At 58.6% G+C, this 22,576-nt stretch carries 14 protein-coding genes; 6 read left to right on the forward strand and 8 right to left on the reverse strand.

The features are described 5' to 3' along the window. Positions 1-35 precede the first annotated feature (35 nt). The 4 genes from A9Q02_RS08750 to A9Q02_RS08765 all read right to left on the reverse strand — a co-directional run bounded on the left by A9Q02_RS08750 (position 36) and on the right by A9Q02_RS08765 (position 4,237). On the reverse strand, positions 36-1,187 hold the full coding sequence (locus tag A9Q02_RS08750; protein ID WP_097651991.1) for an ABC transporter substrate-binding protein: 1,152 nt from the start codon (positions 1,185-1,187) through the stop codon (positions 36-38). A 138-nt stretch (positions 1,188-1,325) separates the two neighbouring features. Next, entirely contained in the window at positions 1,326-2,201 is an 876-nt protein-coding gene (locus A9Q02_RS08755) for an ABC transporter permease (RefSeq protein WP_097651993.1), read from the reverse strand. Continuing rightward, positions 2,198-3,073, reverse strand: coding sequence for an ABC transporter permease (locus A9Q02_RS08760; protein WP_097651995.1), 876 nt, complete (start codon positions 3,071-3,073; stop codon positions 2,198-2,200). Before A9Q02_RS08760 ends, A9Q02_RS08755 begins: the two co-directional genes overlap by 4 nt. Positions 3,074-3,133: 60 nt before the next feature. Then, entirely contained in the window at positions 3,134-4,237 is a 1,104-nt protein-coding gene (locus A9Q02_RS08765; RefSeq protein WP_097651997.1) for an ABC transporter ATP-binding protein, read from the reverse strand. 296 nt (positions 4,238-4,533) lie between these two features. Between A9Q02_RS08765 and deoC the strand changes: the two genes are divergently transcribed. From deoC to A9Q02_RS08785, 4 genes are all read left to right on the forward strand, one after another. Then, positions 4,534-5,283 carry a deoxyribose-phosphate aldolase gene (deoC, locus tag A9Q02_RS08770; RefSeq protein WP_097651999.1) on the forward strand — a complete coding sequence of 250 codons (750 nt, stop codon included), beginning with the start codon at positions 4,534-4,536 and terminating at the stop codon, positions 5,281-5,283. A gap of 70 nt (positions 5,284-5,353) precedes the next feature. After that, on the forward strand, positions 5,354-6,244 hold the full coding sequence (gene sucD, locus A9Q02_RS08775; protein WP_097652027.1) for a succinate--CoA ligase subunit alpha: 891 nt from the start codon (positions 5,354-5,356) through the stop codon (positions 6,242-6,244). A gap of 73 nt (positions 6,245-6,317) precedes the next feature. Further along, entirely contained in the window at positions 6,318-7,952 is a 1,635-nt protein-coding gene (locus tag A9Q02_RS08780; RefSeq protein ID WP_097652001.1) for a GAF domain-containing sensor histidine kinase, read from the forward strand. A gap of 219 nt (positions 7,953-8,171) precedes the next feature. Then, complete coding sequence (locus A9Q02_RS08785; protein ID WP_097652003.1) at positions 8,172-8,888, forward strand: Crp/Fnr family transcriptional regulator; 717 nt, start codon at positions 8,172-8,174, stop codon at positions 8,886-8,888. Positions 8,889-9,118: 230 nt separating this feature from the next. Here A9Q02_RS08785 and mfd read toward each other — a convergent pair whose 3' ends face one another. Then, complete coding sequence (mfd, locus tag A9Q02_RS08790) at positions 9,119-12,754, reverse strand: transcription-repair coupling factor (protein ID WP_097652005.1); 3,636 nt, start codon at positions 12,752-12,754, stop codon at positions 9,119-9,121. A 629-nt stretch (positions 12,755-13,383) separates the two neighbouring features. Between mfd and A9Q02_RS08795 the strand changes: the two genes are divergently transcribed. Then, positions 13,384-16,149 (forward strand): S8 family serine peptidase, encoded by a 2,766-nt coding sequence (locus A9Q02_RS08795; RefSeq protein ID WP_097652007.1) that lies wholly within the window; start codon positions 13,384-13,386, stop codon positions 16,147-16,149. Positions 16,150-16,335: 186 nt separating this feature from the next. Here A9Q02_RS08795 and A9Q02_RS08800 read toward each other — a convergent pair whose 3' ends face one another. The 3 genes from A9Q02_RS08800 to A9Q02_RS08810 all read right to left on the reverse strand — a co-directional run bounded on the left by A9Q02_RS08800 (position 16,336) and on the right by A9Q02_RS08810 (position 18,413). Next, entirely contained in the window at positions 16,336-17,037 is a 702-nt protein-coding gene (locus A9Q02_RS08800; RefSeq protein WP_097652029.1) for an expansin EXLX1 family cellulose-binding protein, read from the reverse strand. Positions 17,038-17,101: 64 nt separating this feature from the next. Further along, on the reverse strand, positions 17,102-17,845 hold the full coding sequence (gene sfsA, locus A9Q02_RS08805) for a DNA/RNA nuclease SfsA (protein ID WP_097652009.1): 744 nt from the start codon (positions 17,843-17,845) through the stop codon (positions 17,102-17,104). Positions 17,846-17,930: 85 nt separating this feature from the next. Beyond that, a complete protein-coding gene (locus tag A9Q02_RS08810; RefSeq protein WP_097652011.1) occupies positions 17,931-18,413 on the reverse strand; it encodes a hypothetical protein in 483 nt (160 codons plus the stop codon). 205 nt (positions 18,414-18,618) lie between these two features. Here A9Q02_RS08810 and A9Q02_RS08815 point away from each other — a divergent pair, with 205 nt between their 5' ends. Continuing rightward, the gene (locus A9Q02_RS08815) at positions 18,619-22,266 is read left to right on the forward strand and encodes a sensor histidine kinase (RefSeq protein ID WP_097652013.1); all 3,648 of its coding nucleotides are present in this window, start codon (positions 18,619-18,621) and stop codon (positions 22,264-22,266) included. The last annotated feature ends 310 nt before the right edge of the window (positions 22,267-22,576 follow it).

Raw genomic sequence — 22,576 nt, forward strand, 5'->3', positions numbered from 1 at the left:
GGTTACAGCCTTGCTGTCAAGCCCCGAGCCTACAATTATTGTCCTTTTACCCGCGTCCACAATTCAGTAAAGACAACGGTGTCTTCGTCACGTTCGATCCATTCGAGCCGTTCAAGCATCGCCTCATCGGGCGCAAAGCCCGCAGCGTAGAGATCCCGGACTTCCTGCGAAAGCAAGGGGATCGCCGCTTCATTCGGGGTAAGGTAGCCAACATAGTCGGCGTTGGTCGCCGCTACGTCGGGCCGCAAGAGGAAGTTGATAAAGACATGAGCCGTATAAGCGTTGGGCGACTCACGCAAGATGACCAGGTTGTCCATCCAGATCGCCCCACCCTCATCAGGAATGACAAATGCTATGTTCGCATTGCCAGAAAATTCGTCCCCGAGACCGGTCCGCGCCTGCATGGCCGCGCCACTCCAGGTATGCGCCAGGATGAATTCTTCCGATGCGAGCCGACGGTTGACATCCGAGCTATTGTACGAGGCAAGGAAAGGTTTCTGGTCAATCAAGATTGTTTCAACTTGCTGCAGAATGGCTGGATCAGTCGTATTGATCGATGCTCCCAGGTATTTGAGCACAGCCCCAGGGGTTTCTCGTTCGTCATCAAGCATACTAAAGCGCCCCCGGAAGGCGGGCAGTTGGGCGGGATCAAAGAGTACCGACCAGCTCGTAATGCCCTCGGGGAAGAAGGTACGATTGTAGGCAATCCCGGTCAAGCCATACATATAAGGCACCGAGATGACGTTGCCAGGATCGAAATACTTATTCAACAACCCCGGGTCAAGATACTGCATATTCGGCAACAATGTCTGATCAAGCGGTGCGGCGAGGTCATCAAGGGCGATGATCTGAACCGCGTAGTCCGACGGGGCAATCAGATCATAGCCCGAATTGCCCGCCCGGATCTTGGCAATCAGATCTTCGTTTGAGTCAAAGATATCAACAATCACCCGTACCCCATACTCCTCTTCAAACTGGGTCAAGATCTCAGGATTGATATAGTCACTCCAGTTGTAGAAATAGAGTTCCCGAGACAACCGGGTCCGGTCAACGCCATCATCAGTTGCAGCAGATTCGCCGCCCGAAGCATCTGTCGTCGGTACACTCCCCGTCGGGGTGCCCGCACCACACGCCACCAACCAGGGCAACACCAGCACCAGCATCAACCAGAAGAATCTTTGTCGCATTGTTGGGCATCTCCTCACTAGTCTTCTACCTCTGGCACAGCTATCCGTCGCATGCTCGGCGTCCAGATGCGGTCTCAATACCCTTTGTGCCTTTGCGTCTTTGCGTCAAATCATCAGAAACGTTCGTTCACCGACTCCTTACCGTCGGCGCTGCACCAGCTGTGATAAGACAACCAGCGTAATCGAAACGGCGAGCATCAGCGTCGAAATCGCATTGATTTCGGGTGTAACGGCACGGCGAACTTTATTATAGACCTCAACGGGCAAGAGGGAGGTGCCAGGTCCCGAGAGAAAGAGGCTGATGATGAAATTGTCGAGCGAGAGGGTAAACGCCAGCAACGCCCCACCCAGAATGCCCGGCAGGATCATCGGGAAGGTGATCCGCCAGAAGGTTTGCCAGCTATTCGCCCCGAGATCGCGGGCGGCTTCCTCCAAACGACGATCGAAATGTTTCAGACTCGCCCGCACCACAATCGTGACAAAACTGATACTAAACGCAATATGGCCGATGATCACGGTCACAAGGCTCCGCCGTACCACTTCGCCCGTCACGACACGAATGAACTCGAGGACGAGGGCCGAGAAGGCGAGCAACGAGACCGCCATCGCGATTTCGGGGATCACCACGGGCAAGTAGATCACCGCATCAACGCCAGTACGCCCGCGAAAACGGTGGCGTTCCATCGCCAGGGCGAGCAGGGTGCCAAAGATCGTCGAAACAACGGTCGAGACAAAGGCCACATAGAGCGTATTGCCTGCGGCCCCCATCAGGCGATCATTGGCGAACATGCGCACATACCACTCGAGCGTAAAGCCTGTCCAGCGCACGCCAAACTCGTCACGGGTAAACGAAAAGACGACGAGCACGAAAATCGGCCCATAGAGAAAGAGATACATCAGGAACGCATGCAAGGTCAAAGTCAGGCGGCCCCAGGTCAAGGCACCGCTGTTGAAACGCGGCCACCAGGAGGCTGCCCGCTGCGCACGCTTGTTCTGCGGTTGCGCCTCGATCATCGATCTTCCTCCGTTGTCGAGCGAAAATAGAGCAAGATGAAGCCCAGCAACACGATCATCATCACCGTTGACATCGCCGAACCCAGCGGCCAGTTGGGTGGATTCGAGCGCAAGAAGAGGCGTTGGATCAGATTGCCGATATAATCAACCTTGGCCCCGCCAAGCAATTCACTCACCACAAATTGACCAATGGTGGGAATAAAGACCAGCACAGCCCCTGCGGCCACCCCCGGCATCGTCATGGGCAGCATGATATGCCAAAAGGCGTGCCACTTGCTCGCCCCGAGATCCGCCCCGGCTTCCATCAGGGTAAAATCAAAGCGATCCAGGGCCGCATAGATCGGCAGCACCATAAAAGGCAACTCACCATAGACCAACCCAAGCAACGTCGCCCCTTCGGTATTGAGCAAAAAGAGGGTTGGCAGGCCCATGGCCCCCAGGGTCGTATTGATCAACCCATTATTCGCCAGGATAATCTGCCAGGCATAAATCCGGACGAGAAAATTGGTCCAGAAGGGGATCAACACCAGGATCAAGAGCACTAGGCGTACCCGCGGCGGTTGCTTGACGATAAAGAGGGCCAGGGGATAGCCAAGCAAGAGGGCAAAGAGCGTGGTCAGCCCACTGATCCAGAGTGAACGCACATACGCATTCACATAGCTTGACTGGGTAAAAAGATCAACATAATTTTGCAGGGTTGGCTGCCAGAGAAGGTTACCCCGGGGCCCATTGGTGAGAAAGCTGTAGACCAGAATCACCAACAAGGGCAAGAGAAAAAAGACGAGCAGCCACAACATCCCTGGCGCAAGCAGGGCTATCAGACGACGCTGCTCACGGCGCTGCTGCTCACGTTCAAATGACGATAATGCCATGTGCTTCCTCCGAGTCTCTGTCGGAACATCCAGGGCACGGTCGCGCTCAAACGCTCCCCGCTATTCAGTCAAGACGAGCGCATTGGCCGGCGGGCAGACAAGCACCGCTGCCTCACCGGGCTGCCAGTACGCATTGCGATCAAGGGTACTCAGGGTATTCTGTTCCCAGACATCGAGGGTGCGGCGTTCGTTGAGGCGCACGGTAATGCGTGTATCCGAGCCAATATACGTGATCATTTCGACATGGACGGGCATCGTAAACGCATCTTCGGGGCGTGCATGGCTAGGCAAAACGAGGCGCGCCTTTTCAGGGCGCAACGAGAGCGTCGCAGCCTCGCCAAGGTTGACCGGACGGGGCGTATACCCACGCAATTGTAGACCATCGGGCGTCTGAATCGTCGCATACTCGTCACTCTGTTCAACGACCGTGCCCTCAATAAAGTTGGTCTCGCCAATGAAATCAGCCACAAACTTGCATGTGGGGCGCTCATAGATCTCGGTCGGCGTGCCAACCTGCAAGACCTTGCCCTGGTTCATGACGGCAATGCGATCGGACATCGTCAGGGCTTCTTCCTGGTCGTGGGTGACAAAGATAAACGTAATGCCCACGCGGTGTTGCAGACTCTTCAGTTCAAGTTGCATCTCTTTGCGCAACTTCTGGTCAAGGGCACCAAGCGGCTCGTCGAGCAAGAGCACCTCGGGCTGATTGACGAGCGCCCTTGCCAGGGCCACCCGCTGCTGCTGACCACCCGACATCTGGCGGGGGTAACGCTCGGCGAAGCCCGCGAGACGCACCATGTCGAGTGCAGCCTGCACCCGCGCCCCCAATTCAGCCCTGGGCACCCGCTTCATCTTCAAGCCAAAGGCAACATTCTGCGCCACCGTCATATGTGGAAAGAGCGCATATGACTGAAAGACCGTATTGACCGGGCGATGATGGGGCGGCACTGTTGCCATAGGCCGACCATGGATCATAAGCTCGCCGCCCGACGGATACTCGAACCCGGCAATCATGCGCAAGGTTGTCGTCTTGCCACAACCACTTGGCCCAAGCAACGAAAAAAACTCACCATCGTGGATCTGCAAGGTCACATGATCGACCGCCGCGACCTCACCAAAACGCTTGACCACATTCGCAAGCTCGATCGCATATCCTTTGTGCAATGCCTTCTCCTACGCAGAGTCAACCGAGCGCATGGTACGTTTGCACCCACGCCAGCCATCATTGCCTGGATTTCCCATACGGTAAGGTTTAGGGGCTTGTCTTGGGTTAGTGTACCACATTTTAACCAGCCTCATCACTGCCAGAGGCGAGCAAGGTGTGTTACAATAGGCGCTACTCTTTCTCTACACATAACGCCCATCCCATCCCGAAAGAAGGCGCTCGCTCTCTGTATGGACGGCCCCATACCTGACCAGGCACAGCGACATGGGGTTGTTCCCGGCTACGAGGAAGTTCGATGGAAGCACTGATCACTCAGGTTACACAGCAACTCGCTGCCATACCCGATCTCCCCTCAGGTGCGCCACTTGTGCGCGCCACCCTTGACCCGTCAACAACGCCAATTGCCCACCTGATTGACCATACCATTCTCAAACCCGAGGCGGTCACGCCTCAGATCGAGCAACTCTGTCGTGAGGCGGCTGAACATCATTTTGCCAGTGTCTGCGTCAGCCCCATCTTTGTCCCGCTCTGTGCGCAACTACTTGCCAACACACCAGTTACCATCTGTACCGTGGTGGGCTTTCCTTTGGGGGCCAACACGACGGCCTGTAAAGTGTTTGAGACGCAAGAAGCACTGGATCACGGGGCTCGCGAGATTGATATGGTGCTTGCCATCGGGCGGCTCAAAGCCGGTGAATGGCGTGAAACAGCCCACGATCTGCACGCCGTGATTGAAGCCAGCCACGCCGCCGGGGCGCTCGTCAAAGTCATCATTGAAACCGCCTTGCTGACCGAGACAGAAAAGGTGGTGGCTTGTCTACTGGCCGTGCGTACCGGGGCCGATTTTGTCAAAACCAGTACCGGTTTTGCCGGTGGCGGGGCCACGGTCGCCGATATTCGCCTGATGCGGGAGGTGGTTGGGCCGCATATCGGGGTAAAAGCTTCGGGTGGCATTCGCACCCTCGCCACGGCCCAGGCCCTCATCGAGGCCGGCGCGGATCGCATTGGCACCAGTGCCGGCGTGGCGATTGTCGCCGAAGCCTAGGACTGCACTCTCCTACGACAACCCAAGGTTCTGAGCGGTACCGTTCAAGTGTAGAGTCATGGAGGAGACTTTGAGCATTCTGATCAACAAAGATACGCGCCTACTCGTGCAGGGGATCACCGGGAAAGAAGGGGCCTTCCATACGCGGTCGATGCTTGATTATGGCACCAACGTGGTCGCCGGGGTCGTGCCCGGTCGTGGTGGGCAGTCAGCCATTGAAGATCGCGTTCCTGTCTTTAATACGGTCAAAGAGGCGGTGCAAGCGACCGGGGCCAATACCTCGGTGATCTATGTGCCGGCAGCCTTTGCCCCCGATGCGATTCGCGAGTCGGCTGCGGCTGGTGTCCCGCTGATCGTCTGTATTACCGAGGGCGTGCCAGCCCTTGATATGGTCGCGACCTATGCCTTTGTCGAAGAGTGTGGCGTGCGTCTCGTTGGGCCCAACTGCCCCGGCCTGCTGAGCCCCGGTCAGGCCAAGGTCGGCATTATTCCTGGCAATATCGCGGTGCCTGGGCCGGTTGGCGTCGTCAGCAAGTCAGGTACGCTTACCTACGAAGCCGTTGATGCCTTGACGCGCCTTGGCATTGGCCAGACGACGATCATCGGGATCGGTGGCGATCCGATTATCGGTACCAATTTCATTGATGTGCTGACGATGTTCCAGGAAGATCCTGAAACGGAAGCGATCGTGTTGCTTGGTGAGATCGGGGGCGATGCCGAGATCCAGGCAGCCAATTTCATCAAAGCCCACGTGACCAAACCCGTGGTCAGTTTCATCGCCGGTCAGACAGCGCCCGAAGGCAAACGTATGGGCCACGCCGGGGCCATTATTAGCGGCGGTGAGGGAACGGCCCAGGAGAAGATCAAAGCGCTTGAAGCCGTCGGCGTCAGTGTTGCCCGCCAACCCACCGATATCGCTCAGTTGATCAAAGAGGCAATGGACGCACGTGCCGTGAGTTAAGCATCGTCACCCTGCCAGCTTTGCTGGCAGGGTAATGATCCTCTGATGCAAAACCCCGCCGGGAGGCTCGCATATGTCACCAATTGCCCTCAACCAGCGTCACCTTGAAACCTTGAGCCAGTTGCTGATTGCTGGCGGCCATCAGGGTGTCTCTGAGTTGCTCGCTGCGTCGCTTGAACGGCTCGTCGCCTTCTGGCCGGCGCAGGCCGGCGCGTTGCTGTATGTCAATCCGTATGGCGATCTCCTCAAGCTTGAGCATGGCCCACTAAATGACGAGGCGCGGACGCTGATCGATCAGGCACGCCACGGCTTTGGGCGCCGCGAAGAGGGAAGCGAGCCGATCGTGGGCAGTTATTCCCTCGATGATGGGCATGATCTGATCGAGTTGCCACTACGCAGCGGAGGGCAAGGGGTTGGCCTGTTGCATCTGGTGGTCGATCAGCAATCGGCCCTCGATAGCGCGACCGGTGGTTCTTCCCTCGACGAAGAACTGCTCGTGCTGCTCGTGCGTGCCATTGGCGGTGAGGCCGATAAGATTGCGATGTTGCGCCGCGCCGAGCGTGACCTGCGCGAGTTGAATCTGCTCTACGAAATTGGACAGTCACTCGCCGTGAATCTCGACCTCAATAGCCTCTTGAATGATATCAAGCTCCGCGCCCCCAAAGTGGTCGGGGCCGAGCGCTGTTCGATCTTTATGCTCGACGAAGAACGCAATGAACTGGTGCTCGATCTGCCAGGCGAAGCAAAGCAGTACCGGATGCCTGCCGATAAAGGCATCGTCGGTTGGGTGACCACCCACGGGGTTGGACAGGTTGTGAATGACGTTGAGCAGGATACCCGTTGGTATGATGCGATTGGGCGCGAAGCTGAATTCATTACCCGTTCGATCCTCTGTGTGCCTATGCGCCTCAAAGACCGCACCATCGGGGCGATGCAACTGCTCAATACAATTGATGGCCGCCCCTTTACCGATCAGGATATGCAACTCTTGACGACCCTGGCCGCCCAAGCGGCGATCGCTGTTGAAAATGCCCGCCTCTACCAGAGTCTCAAGCAAGAGCATGAACGCATCCTGACCAAAGAAGCCGATGTGCGTCACGCAATTGCCCGCGATCTCCACGATGGCCCGACGCAGAGCATTGCCGCGATTGCAATGAATATCGAGTTTATCAAGAAACTCTTCAAGGCGATGCCCGAACGCCTCCCCGATGAACTCGATACGCTGGCGGAACTGGTCAATAAGACGACCCACGATATTCGGACGCTGCTCTTTGAGTTGCGGCCCCTTGGCCTTGAAACCCAAGGCCTCGTCAAGACCCTTGAACAATATGTTGAGCGCTGGCGCGATCCCTCTGGTGCCGAGACCCGCCTGCGCCTTGAAGCACCGTCCAATATGCCACGGCTTCCTGCCGAACGTGAAGCGGCTGCCTTCATTATTATTCAAGAAGCGACCACCAATGCCCGCAAACACGCCCATAGCGACATTATTACGATCTATTTGTACATGGAAGAAGACACATTTGTCGCCAGTGTCCGTGACCGTGGGCGTGGGTTCAATGTTGCGTCCGTCGAAAACAGCTACAATATCCGCGGGAGTCTCGGTCTGCTCAATATGAAAGAACGCGCACGCCTGATCGGGGCCGACCTCCGCATTCGTTCCGAATTGACCAGGGGGACAACGGTTGAGTTGCGCATTCCGCTCTCGTGACGGCTTTCAGCCAGTGCGTTTTCTCCGCCTTCGCATCTAGCCGCAATACCTTGCAAAGAAGGCGGTTGTTTTGACGCAAAGGCGCAACGTTTTTCGCGTACGTGAGCGAACCCTTCGCGTGAGCTTCTTTGAAAAGGATTGCCTCTAGCCGATGGGGACACGGCAAGCTGTGGACGAGCGCATGCCACGAACGAGGTGGACATAGTGCAAGGAGCACGGATGAACGAGGTGTTGCCCGATAAACTGAGCTACCTTCGTGATATCGATATTTTTCGCGATCTTGCGCCTGATGAGGTCGAATTGCTCGGCAAACGTGCACCGATGCAACAGGTTGCCAGTGGCACCGTCTTTTTCTCGCCCGAAGAGGCCCCTGAGGTGCTTTTTATCCTCAAAGAGGGCCGCGTACGCCTCTATCGCCTGTCTGCTGACGGCAAAGCCCTGACGACGGCCATGCTTGACGCAGGGACGATCTTTGGCGAAATGGCCATGCTTGGGCAGCGCCTTCACCAGAGTTATGCCGAGGCCATGGGGCCGTGTTTGCTCTGTTTGATGAGCCGCGAAGATGTCAAAAGCATGCTGCTGAGTGATCCACGCATCGCGGCCCGCATTGCCGAGATCCTGGGCCAACGGTTGATCACCGCCGAACAGCGCCTCTCCGATTTTGCATTCAAGAGCCTGCCCCAGCGGATGGCCGGGTTGCTACTCGAACTCGCGCGTCCCCCCAAACCGCGTTTGTTTCGCCAGGTCGTCGGCCCACCCGAGGTACGTTTTACCCACGAAGCCCTCGGTGAAATGAGCGGCACGTATCGCGAAACAGCCACCAAAATCTTGAACGAATTCCGCTCAATGGGTTTAATCGAACTCAAACGTGGGTGTGTCATCCTCCTTGATGAGGCTGGACTGCGGGAACTGAGTGAGCATGTTGAGTTGAGATAAGGCGGCTCTTCATCAATGTACTATACTTTTGCTCTCCAACGTATAAAACAACGCGTACGGCCAGTGGTTTGCGAGGCTGCCGCAATCATTCTACGCGAAGAGGCAACATTGAGCGAAGCGCGCTTGCTTGAGCGGTATCGGCAGGGTTATTTTCCCTTGCCTGGAAGACTCGACATTATTACATGGCACAATCCAGAGGTTCGTGCTCTTTTGCCCATTTTAGCTCTTCCCTACCCGGCCATGACCTCCAGCACACCCATGATCTTGTCGCTCCAGTCGTTATTGAGGCGGCGCCGGTCGAGGCGGACAAATTGAGGGCCAATTTTGACGCCGGGGTCGCGGCCATAGCGCCGCCGGAGGCGTTCGCGAGCCGTTGGTTCGAGGATCGGTAGGCGGATAATGAATTCGTCGCCACTGGTGATCACTGAACTGACACCTGCCTGCAAGGCCAGGGCTTTGATCTGAAGCCAGGTGAGCAGGTGCAGGGCGGCACGCGGGGGTTCACCAAAACGATCCTGCAATTCGGTGCGCAGTTCTTTGACGTCGGCCAGCGTCTGCGCCGCGACCATGCGCTGATAGACGCCCAGGCGTACCTGGTCGTCGGCGATGTAGTCGGTGGGAAGATAGGCCGTCAGCGGCAAATCGAGGGTGACGAGCGGCGCAACGAGGATCTTCTCGCTGATGACGAGTTTGCTGACGGCATCGGCCATCCGCGCCCGGTCACGTTCGGCAGTGGCGGCTGGTGTGTCGGGTTGGTCAGGCGCAAGCGGCGGCTGGGGCTGATCAACGCTCGCCTTGAGCTGTTTGACCGCCTGTTCGAGCAGCCGCGAATAGAGGTCAAAGCCCACGGCGGCAATGTGGCCGCTCTGTTCGGCGCCAAGGAGATTGCCCGCCCCCCGGATTTCGAGGTCACGCATGGCGACCCGAAAGCCCGCCCCGAGTTCGTTCGCCTCCTGGATCGCTTCGAGCCGCGCCTGTGCCTCGGCGGTCATCGGTTTGTCTTGTTTGTAGAGCAAGTAGGCATAGGCACGATTGGCACTGCGCCCGACCCTCCCGCGCAACTGGTACAGCTGGGCTAACCCGTAGTTGGTCGCATCATCAATAATGATCGTGTTGGCATTCGGCACATCCAGCCCGCTCTCGATGATCGTGGTACAGACAAGCACGTCATGGCGGCCTTCGAAAAAATCGAGCATCACCCGCTCGAGTTCGCGCTCTTGCAGTTGCCCGTGCCCCACCCCGATCCGCACTTCGGGCACAAGATAGCGGATCCGGTTGGCCACATGGTAGATGCTATGCACCCGATTATGCACAAAATAGATCTGTCCTTCACGCTCTACTTCACGTAAAATCGCCTCGCGAATCAGCGCTTCATCGTATGGCAAGACATAGGTCTTGATCGGCACACGTTCTTCGGGTGGCGTATCAATCACACTCAGATCACGAATCCCTGCCATCGCCATATGGAGTGTGCGCGGAATCGGGGTTGCCGTGAGGGTCAGCACATCAACCTGGGCGCGCAACTGCTTGAGACGCTCTTTGTGCCGCACGCCAAAGCGCTGTTCTTCATCAACCACTACCAAGCCGAGATCTTTGAAATGGACATCTTTCGAGAGCAGGCGGTGCGTACCAATGACCACATCGACCTGACCACGCGCCAGGGCCTGAACGATCTGATCCTGGGCTTTGGGCGAACGAAAGCGCGAGAGCATCTCGACCGTCACCGGAAAGGCCGCCATTCGACGGGTGAACGTATCGAAGTGTTGCTGAGCAAGCACCGTCGTCGGCACCAGCACAGCGACCTGCTTGCCATCCTGGATCGCCTTGAACGCCGCACGCAGCGCAACCTCGGTCTTGCCAAAACCGACATCGCCACAGATCAAGCGATCCATCGGCACCGACTGCTCCATATCGGCTTTGACATCGCTAATTGCCTGCAACTGGTCATCAGTCTCAAGAAAGGGAAACGCCGCCTCGAGCTCGTGTTGCCATTCGTTATCGGGGCTAAAGTGGTGCCCCTGGCTCAGGCGGCGTTTGGCATAGAGGTTGAGCAGATCCTGGGCAAGATCCTGGACAGCAGCACGAGCCTTGCGCTTGGCCCGTTCCCAATCCTGCGTCCCGAGGCGGGTGAGGGTCGGGGTGCCATCGCCGGCCCCGACATAGCGTGTCACGCGATCCACCTGGTCAGCCGGCACATAGATCTTGTCGCCCGCAGCATAGCGCAGCACCAGATATTCACGCTCGATCTCACCGACGGTACGCCTGATCAAGCCATCATAGAGGGCAATACCGTGCTCGATATGCACCACATAATCGCCGGTCTTCAGCCCGCGCACAAAAGCGGCCCGCTCATCGATACTACGCAGCGACTTGCGCCGCTCGCTCAATGGGCGTCGCTGCCGTACACCAAAGATCTCGGCATCGGTATAGAGCGTCAGATTCACCTCGTTGAGCCGCCAGCCGGCCTCAAGTGCGCCGTGGATCACCTGAAGCCCCGAAGATGGCAAGCGTTCTTCGACTAGTTCATACAACCGGGCCGCCTGTCCCGTCACGGCAACCACGCGCTCACCGCGTTGCAACCTGGCGACAAGATCATCAACCAGACGGCGGAATTGGCCCCCAAAGAGCTCAGCAGGCTGAAAGAGCGGCGGAACGAGGCCGGGCAGCGCCGAACCAGGCACATCCGCGTCATTATTGCTCAGATCGACCAGCGTCAGGCCGGGCCAGGTCGGCGGGGCACTCACAGCCGCAGGCAGCGCCTCGGCTGGCTCAGCGGGCAAGGCAAGTTCGGCAGGAAAGAGCTCGTGCCAGAGCAGATAGGGACGCGGAAAGGCGCTCGGCAATTCAGCGGCCTCAAGCAGTCGGGCACGCTGATTTTCGGCATGTTCATGGAGATCAAGCGCGTGGCGGCGGAGAAACTGTGCTTCGGAAAAGAGCACCGCACTGCCTACGGGCAGATGAGCCAGCAACGACCCCGACACTTCATGCTCAAACTGACGAAAAAAGGGCGCAAAAAACGCCCGTCCCTCGAAACGGTCGCCATGCTCCAACCGCTCAAGGGCGGCTTCCCACTCCAGCCGGGACTCACGGCGCAACTGATCAAGGGCCAGCGCCCGGATCCGGGTCAAGGCCTCATCGCGCCGCCAGAGCGGGATCTCGTGCGGAGGACCAAGGAGCACGCTGGTAACCCGGGCGGTACTGCGCTGAGTTGCGACGTCAAAACGACGGAGATTATCAATTTCATCGCCAAAGAACTCGATCCGCAACGGATATTCATCAGCGGGCGGCCAGACATCCACCAGATCGCCGCGGCGCGTCACCTCGCCCGGCTCTTCGACCGTCGGCGCGTGGCGATAGCCAAGACGGATCAGGCGATGAAGCAGTTCATCCTGATTGATCTGTTGACCATGCTGCAGGGCAAGCATCGCCCGTGCCAACTCAGTCGGGGTAAGGGTTGGCTGAAGCAGCGCCTTGACCGGGGCCACGATCACTAATGGCGCGGTCGGCTGCGTCGCATCAAAGGCCGCCAGGCGCTGGAGTACCCGCAGGCGCCCGGCAATCACCGGGGCACCGGGCGACATATGTTCATAGGGCAGGGCATCGCTGGCCGGATAGAGGAGCACCGCCTCGGGGCCAAGCCACTGACGCAGATCTTCGGCGGCACGCAAGGCCAGGTCGGCACTCGACAGCAGATAAAACAAAGGGGCGCGCTGCACGGATGCGAGCGCCGCAACAACGGGCGTACGCCCAGCAGACGGCAACGGGGCAACCCGAACCTGCGCGGGACGATCTTGCAGACACGTAGCCAGCCCCTCAAACGAGGGCAAACCCACCAACTCGCGCCTGAGCTCAGCAAGACTCACCATACAAACTTACCGCATCCTGTTCAAAACAATGCGGTCAGTATAGCACATTGATCTCTATATAATAACCATTAGCCAGAGCACCAGGGCGATTGCATCTTCCGTGCATGTACCCCACCAGGGCACCCGCAAGGGCACCCGCAAGGGGTGCCCCTACACCGGATTCGGCCCCGGCCCGGGAGGGGCACCCCTTGCGGGTGCCCCTACACCGGGTTCGGCCCCGGCCCGGGAGGGGCACCCCTTGCGGGTGCCCCTACACCGGATTCGGCCCCGGCCCGGGAGGGGCACCCCTTGCGGGTGCCCGTACACCGGGTTCGGCCCCGGCCCGGGAGGGGCACCCCTTGCGGGTGCCCGTACACCGGTTTCGGCCCCGGCCCGGGAGGGGCCCCCCTTGCGGGTGCCCGTACACCGGTTTCGGCCCCGGCCCGGGAGGGGCCCCCCTTGCGGGTGCCCCTACACCGGTTTCGGCCCCGGCCCGGGAGGGGCACCCCTTGCGGGTGCCCCTCCCGGGCCGGTTTCGTATAATGCAATCGCCCTACCAGAGCACCGAGCATGCTTGAGGTTATTGCCATTCTATGCGATACTATCGCGAGAGAAAGCAACAACGTGCGCCAGCATAGAAATCCACCCCTATGAAACACACCCTCCACCGGATCATCCTCGTGCTCTTTGTTTTGGGTATCGCCCTCGTTGCCTCAACAACCACGGTGCCAGCGGCCTCAACCGTATCGGGCAGTGGTACGTCAAACCCGCTCACCGACCGAGTCATCGTGCGCGTGCGCGACGAGGCCGGGGTGCAGGCCCAGCTTGCCGCCGATCCCACGACCTTCGCTGATGCCTTGGGCACACGCGTGCAGGCGAGCCTGACCTATGTGCGGCCCTTCGATGCCACCACCCACATCTTGGCGGTGACCGGGGTCACGACACAGGCCAGTTTCGATCGCCTGCTCCAACGCCTTGCCCAGGATGCACAGGTCGAAGCAGTCGCCCCTGACACACGGGTCTTTGCGCAGATCGAGCCACAGGATCCGGGATATCAACGGTATGGTTGGTCCTTCAAACCAGTGACGCCGGAGAATTACGGGGCCAACCTGCCACCCGCGTGGACGGTCACGACCGGCAGCCCCAATATTGTCATTGGCATTATTGACACGGGCATCCTGCTCAACCACGAAGATCTGGCGGGGCGCCAGATCCCAGGCAATCCTGGCTATGATGTGATTGACGATACTGCTGTCGCAGGCGACGGCACTGGGCGTGATGCCGATCCGAGTGATCCGGGTGACTATGTGACCGAAGCCGAGGCAGCCTCGGGGCCACTCGAAGGCTGTGATGTGGTCAATAGTAGCTGGCACGGCTCGCATGTTGCGGGAACCATCGGAGCCCAGGCCAACAATGATCGCGGCCCCGCCGGGGTCAACTGGGTCTCGCCGATGCTGCATGTGCGCACGCTCGGCAAGTGCGGCGGCTATATCTCTGATGTCCTTGATGGACTCTTGTGGGCCGCCGGCGAACCCGTCGTCGGCCTCCCGTTGAACCCCAACCCAGTTCAGGTGGCCAATATGAGTCTGGGTGGCGGCGGAACGTGCAACAGCTTTATCCAGGACATTATTAATCGGGTGGTGCAGCGCGGCGTCGTGGTTGTCGTCGCGGCAGGCAACCAAAATAGAAACGTCAGCGAGACGATTCCCGCCAATTGCAGCGGGGTCATCAGCGTCGCCGCTACGGCCCAGTCAGGCGACCGGGCAAGTTATAGCAATTATGGCAATCTGATCACCCTGGCCGCACCCGGGGGCGACCGACGCTATGACAGTGCGATCTATTCAACGATCAATAGTGGTCTGCGCGGCCCCGAAGCCGATGCGTACGGTTTCTACCAGGGCACGAGTATGGCGACCCCGCATGTCGCGGGCATTGTCAGCCTGATGCTCTCACTCAACCCGTTGTTGAGCCCTGCCGAGGTACGGGCAATCCTTGATGCAACGGTGACGCCCTTTCCCGCTGGCAGCACATGTATCGGGAAGTGCGGGGCAGGCATCATCAATGCTGGTCAGGCCGTCGAAGCGGTCGCCCGCCAGGTGCGACGGGTCAGTTTTACCACCGAACAGAGTAGTACCCGTGAAGGCTCAAGCGTGACCGTGACGCTCAGGCTCAACCTGCCTGCCGCCGAACCGGTCATCATTCCGCTGACCATCGGAGGCGAGGCACAGCCTGACGATTACACCCTGAACCCACCACAGGCACTCTTCCCGGCGGGCGCGACCGAAACACAGATTGTGGTCGCGGCACGCACTGACACCCTCCAGGAACCCTCGGAGACGCTGATCCTGGGCTTGCAAAGCACCGCACAGGCAACCCCGAGTGTGCCGATGCAGCATACGGTAATCATTGAAGATGTGCCGCTCGATCCAGCGATCACCGTGACACCTGCGAGTCTTGCCTTTGGGGATCAACAGGTTGGTACGACGAGCGCTCCCCGGCGCGTAGTGGTACAAAATAGCGGCAGTGCCACCCTCGTTTTGCAGAGCCTCGAGGTGAGCGGGGCGTTTCAACGGGAAGGCGGCGATTGCCCCGAGCTCTTCCCAGCCGATCTGGCTGAGGGTTCGAGTTGCAGTGTTGACCTGGTCTTCTTGCCGACGCGGATCGGGCTTCACGCCGGAAGTCTTGCCATCAGCAGCAACGCAAAGGAGGCACCCACATCAATCGCATTGAGCGGGCGCGGTGCTGTTCCAGCGCTTGGCTACACGCCAACGTGGCTGCATTTTGCGCATGCCTCGGACCCACAACTGGTGACGATCACCAACCCTGGGCGCGCACCGCTGGTCATCAACAGCCTGACGATCAGCAACACCTTCGCCCGTCTTGATGGGAGTTGTGCCGCAACCTGGCCGGACACGCTTGCCCCAGGCGCACACTGTACCCTCCAGATCACGCCCGTTGTGACCAGTGCAACCAGTTATAGCGGCACGCTAAGCATCGCCAGTAACGTGCCAGGTGGCCCGTATGTGATCGATCTCACTGGTGGCGAGCTGATCACCCCGACACATACAGCGGTCATCAGCACAACGGCGCTCAGCGTCACCGACACAACGGTGACGATGGAAGCCACATTGCAACGCACCGAGGCCATCACCGCAGCGTTAAGCGTCACCTACCGGGTCACTGGTGAACGAACTGACGGCCAGGGCAACCTTGTACTGGCACGAGGAAGCGTCACGTTTGCGCCCGAGGCAACCGAGGCAACCCTACGGCTCAGCTTCGACCGTTTCAGCCTCTATGGGGTACGCACCTTGCTGCTGGAACTTGGCGAACCGGCGCTGGAAAAAGATGCCGGTACACGCGCACAGCTTGCACTGCTGCTCGAGGAGGCCTTTGTCTTCTTGCCATTGATCAGGTAGGGGCTAGCATCAATACCTTCGCCGCAGCGGCCAACCACCCATCGCCCAGCGCACCACGGTAGAGGCAGCCACCTCACCGCAGGGGCGCACGATCGCCGTCATCCGGGCATAAGTAGCGTGTAACATAACTTGAAGAGATTATGGTAGAGGGATAACACAGGTAGGTGGAACTGACCTTACACTCCTTCACGGCACCCGAGGAAACTGGGCGCGCCCACTTGTCTCGCGATCTTCGATCAGCGGAACGCCGCTGTCTTCGAGCGTATGGCCGTAGCGATCGGTAACCCGCAGCATATACGGCCCCGGCCCCATATTGAAGCCAACAAAATAGTTGTAATCCTGGCGCAACAGCGACTGCCATTGCCCCTGCGCATCACGATACGCCAGACTCACAATTGGATTGCGATGATGGCGTACCTGGATCGCCGTCCACCACTGATTGCTACCCGGCTTGATATGGTAGGCAATGGGGCGATCGAGTTCAGGACTCACCACACGCCAGGTAATCGGCACCAGGCCTTTTTCAAGTGGGGCAATGCGGGCAAACGCTTCACGGCTCAAATCGAGGTGACCACTGGTACAGATGGCATCGGGGCACTTATCAACAATGCGCACGATCACGCTTCCCAATTCACCGGTCACTTCGACATACGCACCACAGTAGATCGCAGCGGGGCCAGCAACCGGGTCAGGATTGCCATAATCCTCATGACTAATCGCGGCCACCATCAAATCCTGGGGTGACGGCCCAAACATGCAATTGCCATCGCCAGTCGCATCGTAGTAGGTTGCGCGCCCGGTACGCAGGTCAGCAGGGCGACTGGCCGGTTGGATGACGAACGGCAGGTAAGCCCGAAAGGGCGGCTGCGCCAGCAGGGGCGTACGCATCACGAGCAGCACGCACAACCCAAACAACACGCACAGCCCAACGAGCCCGCAACGCCTGCGCATCTCAAGCCTGCCAGGTCGCCTGAGGAATGGCCTGGGGGGAGGTAAAAACCGGCACCGGCGCACCGAGGGTCAGACCTTCTTGGGTAAGGGGAGCGAGGTAGGCATAGATCTCAACGCCTGACGTTATAGCCGTACGCAAGGCACGGGCAAAGGCTGGATCGACCTCTTCATCGGGAACCAGTGCTTCAGCAGCGTGACGCTGAATAATAAAGATCGCAGCGCAGCGCTGACCACTCCGCGCAATCTGCGCAAGCGCTTCGAACTGCACGCGCCCGCGTTCGGTGGGCACATCAGGAAACCGAGCGAGCCCACTGCTCACCCTGGTCACCGACTTCACCTCGAGCAAACAGGTGTGGAGACCCTCACCGAGGCGAAAATCAAAACTATGCGCCCCAATGGTCACATCGCGTTGCATCCGCAGATAGCGCACAAACTGAGGGAAAGCCCCGGCAGTGAGCCCGGCAACTACCAGGCGATGGGGCAAATGGATATCGAGTGACACCAGCTCATCGCCGTGGTAGACACCGACTACCTGAAAAGACGTCTTGCGGCCAACTTCATCGCGCGGTGCCAGCAGCAAGCGTACCCCCGGGTTGAGCAGATCGATCAGCCGTCCACGATCAGCCATATGGGCACGGATCGTACGTCCATTGAGACGCACCTCAACGATGAACTGATTTGGCCGACTTACAAACGTCGCCTCAGTGATCGGCCCGGTCGTAGTCAGTGGAACACGGACAGGCATAGCAACCCCAGGTAAAAGGGGACGGGCCGCAACCCAGACAGCGGCACGCCAATTCCGTGTGGATTATAACACAATCAACTGACGGCTACCGTGTTTTGCGCTTGCGCTCACGACGTGCATCACGGCGACTAGTCGTCGCAACCGGGCGCGGTTCAGCAGGAACGGCCCCTGCCCCACCAGAGAGCGCACGGGGCGCACCCGTTTTCCCAGGCTTGACCCCGGCAAGCCGAGCTTCACGGATCAGGTTGGGCAACACATTACGCACATAATAAAAGACATAGCCTGCAGCACCAAGCTGGATCACAAAGAGCAGCCATGACCAGATCCGCAGATTCATCGTCGGAACATTCAGGAGTCGCAGCACGGCCAGGAGTGTCCCAAGCCCACCCAGGACCATCAACCCGAGGCCCAACTGGTGCAGAAACGTCTGACGAATGGGATGCCGTTCAATATACATGAAGCGCAAATAGGCACCGGCCCCCACGCCTAGCAATTGTCCGAGAAAAAAGAGCCAGCCAAGCGTACCAAACTCAGGAGCTGCCGTTGTAAAATAGTTGATAAACCCCATAATGCCTCCACGCAAACAACCCTCAGAAAAGGGACTGAGCGATTATAGCAGTGACGCCTAGTCGCGTCAATGTGATGCTGTAAGATGCCATCGCCCTGGCTCCGCTCTCATCAAAGATAGACAGAAAGGCAAAAGATGGTTAAAATGAATCTAGCATCTACGCCAACACTCTGCAAAATCCTGGTTTGCAGCAGCAAGGGATACCATGACCTTGTTTTCGCCTGATGAGTTGACGTTTATCGAACGTTGCCAGGGCTATCTGGAGCGATTAGTTCAAGCTGCCGATCTGGCCGAGCTTGACCAATATAGCGCTGACCTCTTTCAGGCTCTGCTCTCTGAACACCGATCTACTGTGGTGTGGGATGATGAGCACCAAGCGCCCCCCCCACTGACACACGCGACTAGCAGCTTGAGCCAACACCATGTTGTCACTGAACCTGAGGATAATCGGGTGGTGTTTGCGTTGCGTGCCACGGGCCATCTCCTCGGCTCTGTCACCGTCACACCGGGGAACCTTACCCCCGCGCAGGTCGCCGGGATCAAGCTGGTAACGTCGGTGATAGCCCTGACCCGCTATACGTTGACCCATCCGGTGCCGAGCGCCCTCGAGCAACGCAAAGCCCGGTTGCGCCCCGCACTCGAACGGCTGCGTGATGCCGTAACGATGGAGCCATTGCTGCACGATCTGTGCGCCCTGCTGCGCTCGGTCTTGCCCTTCCGGGTCGTCGCATGTCTGCTGCGCTACCGCAATAGTGTCTGGCTCGAGATGAGTTATATCAATAGTGGTGATGTGGCCGAGGTGCCACGCCTCTACTGGCGCCTTGATGCCGGGCTGATCAGTGCGGTCATCACGAGCAAGCAGAGTCTCTATGCTGAGGATTATGTCACCGAGTGTCAACGTCGGGGGATCGCACCGCTGACAGCCAACAGCCCGACGCCGATCTTTGCCTGGATGGGCGCTCCGCTCTACTCGAACAAAGAGTTATTCGGGGCGATGATTACCTATAGTGACGTGCCCGATGTACGCCTGAGTGCCGACGATCAGGCGCTGTTTGCGTGGGTGGTTGCCGAGATGGCAGGCCCGATCCGCAGTGCCCAGCGCTACGAACGCGCGGCCGAAGAGGCGCGTCAACGCGACGCGCTGAATCGCATCGCACGCGCCATCAATTCGAGCCTCGATCCGGATGCCGTGCTCCGCCTTATTGTCGAACGCGCCCCGATCCTGCTGCACGCCGAAGAGAGTTCGCTCTTGTTGCTCGATAAGCAGACCGGTGAGCTCGTCTTTCGGTGCGTCGCCAATCCTTCGGGGCATCAATTGGTCGGCCAGCGTATTCCACCAGGGCAGGGGATCGCCGGCCATGTGGCATCTACCGGCCAGGCGACGATCATTAATGACACCCGATCAGACGGTCGTTTTTATCGCGAATTTGACAGCGAAAATGGATTTATTACTCGATCAATTCTCGCTGTTCCTTTGCGTGGCGTTGATGGTATCAAAGGGGTCATTGAGGTGCTGAACCGTCGGGACAATGCCCCGTTTACCGACTATGATCGCGGCCTGCTCGAAGCACTGGCCGATCAGGCGGTGATCGCCCTTGAAAACGCCCGCCGGTTTGCCTCGGTCGATCAGGCCTTGACCGAGCGCTTGCACGAGCTCGACCGTTCCAATGCGCGCCTCTATACGATCCTGCGCGCCTCGAATGTGCTCCGCTCGGCCCGTCAACTCGAGTTGCTCTTGCCAGAACTCGCCACCCTCTTGAGCAAAAGCTCGGGCTTTGCAAGTACAACCATCTTTCTGACGCGGCGCAATGATGCCGGCCAGAGTTATCTCATTCAGGTGGCCCGGTCAGGGGGCGCTCAGACGGTTGTGCCCGAACCAATGGCCCTGGAAGCCTTCGAGACGATGCTGTGCCCGGTGGCTGCACGTGGACGCATCACCTATCTACTTGAAGACCCATCTATTCCGGCACCCCCAGCAGCCCCTGCGCCTGAAGCTCATCCGCCCCAACTGCGGCGCTGGCAGGCCAACGACCATATCTGGTGCAAGCTCTTTGATCATCAGGGAACCTTGCTCGGGGCCCTGCGTTTTGATGATCCCGAGGATGGGCTCCGTCCAGATACGGTTCAGGTGCAGATCCTTGAGATCCTTACGAACCAGGTGGCGACGGCGATTGAAAACGCCGAACTCTATGCTGCCCAACAAGTCAATTTGAATCGGATGCTTGCGCTCAATGGGCTGGGTCAGGCGATCAATACGAGCCTGCGCTCACCAGAACAGATCTATGCCTTTACGACCCACGGCATGCAAGAGTTGAGCGAAGCCCGCTGGGCCAGGGTTTTTTTGTTCCACGCCACAAACCACGAACTGCAAGCAAAGTTTCACACGGGAACACAACCAGTCGATCAACCGCGTGTGCTGCACCTCGCAGAGCGTGCCATCGCGACCCGGCGCCCTCAAAAGCAGGCCCATAGCGAAGCCGAAGCACGCGAGGGCATCCTTGCCCTACCCCTACCTGGCACCCTCAAACCCGCGGGGGCTATCTGTATGGGCTATAGTCAAAATGTGCCTGAAGCCGCCGAAATTGAGACCCTGATCCTCTTTGCCAGCCAGGCCGCACGTGCCGTTGAACATCTCCACTTGCTTGACGTGATCCGCCAGGGTCGGGATCAACTCGCTTCGATTATGGCCTCGACCCGTGAGGGGATGCTGCTGGTCAATCAACAACAGCAGATCGCCGTTGCCAATGCCTCGTTTCTGCACCTGGCTGGTACGGCTGTCTGGTCGCCAGCCATCGAAACCCCAGAAGCCCTGGACGGGATGCCGCTCGATGCCTTGCTTGCGCTCTGGCAACACAATGTCGAGGCGCTGCCTGATGAATTTGAACTCCTGGCCCAGGGCATGACAGCCGTGGCCCATGGCGATGAACCCGCAGCCTATGGTCAGTTGCATAACTGCATCCGTGGGGCACGCTTTCTCGAATGGTCGGTGCTGCGGGTTGCTACAAGCGAAAGCATACGGTATCAAGCCCCGCCGGGCCAGATGATGTCGCCGTATGCCATCCTGATAACGATGCGCGATATTACCGCAGCCAAAGAGGCGGAAGAACTGCGCAGCGAGTTGACCAATATGATGGTTCACGACCTGCGTAGCCCCCTGACGAGTATTATTACCTCGATCGATATGGTGCTGCGCGGACGCTTTCAGGGTGGCAAATCAGCAATGCAGCACGAGATACTTTCGATCTCGTATGATAGTGCGCAAAAATTGCTCGCGATGGTGACACTGCTCCTTGATATTAGTCGCCTCGAAGATGGTAAAATGCCACTGGAGTATGTGACCCTCGCAGTTGATGATCTCGTGAGGCGGGTGCTCGATCAAATGCATCTGATCGCCCAAACGAAAGAGATCAGTTTCAAACTCGAGCTCGACCCCGAGGCCCAAACACTTGTTGGTGATGATGAGTTAATCCAACGGGTCTTCCAGAATATCATTGATAATGCGCTCAAGTTCAGCCCGCCGCAGGCGCAGATCACCCTTCAGGCGCGGCGCATCAATGACGCACCGCCAAAGGTGACCAGGCCCGTAGTGCCTGACGATCAAGCACCGCAACTTGACCCGACTGCCGTGATTGAGTTTGCGATCCGCGATACAGGCCCCGGGATCAAACTTGCCGATCACGAGCGGATCTTTAGCCGGTTTGCTCAGGCAGGTACCCGCCGTAAAACTGGAAGTGGCCTCGGGTTGGCCTTTTGCAAACTCGTTGTCGAAGCCCACGGGGGCCAGATTTGGGTCGAGAGTAGCCCAGAGCAGGGCAGTACCTTCTTTTTCACGCTCCCCACAGCAGTCAGGTAAGACGATGATGCTGTTCCGTTGTTTGCTTGTGATGTTCGCCCTTGTGTTGGTGGCTGGCTGCGGTTCGCTGTCGGCCAGTGCAGGCATAGCCGAGGTGACCATCCAACCAACCCTGCCGATGACTGAGGTGCCTCCGGCGGAAAGCGAAGACACAGCAACGCCAGTACCTTCTCCCTCGCCCACCCTTGAACCGTCCCCCACCCCTGAACCGACAGCAACGCCACAACCGTCCCCCACCCCCGAACCAAAGCCCATATAGGTCGACTGGATCATGCTGACCATCCGCCCTTCGCGGTCGGCAGCACAGAAA

It is taken from the genome of Candidatus Chloroploca asiatica (assembly GCF_002532075.1).
Taxonomy (GTDB): Bacteria; Chloroflexota; Chloroflexia; order Chloroflexales; family Chloroflexaceae; genus Chloroploca; species Chloroploca asiatica.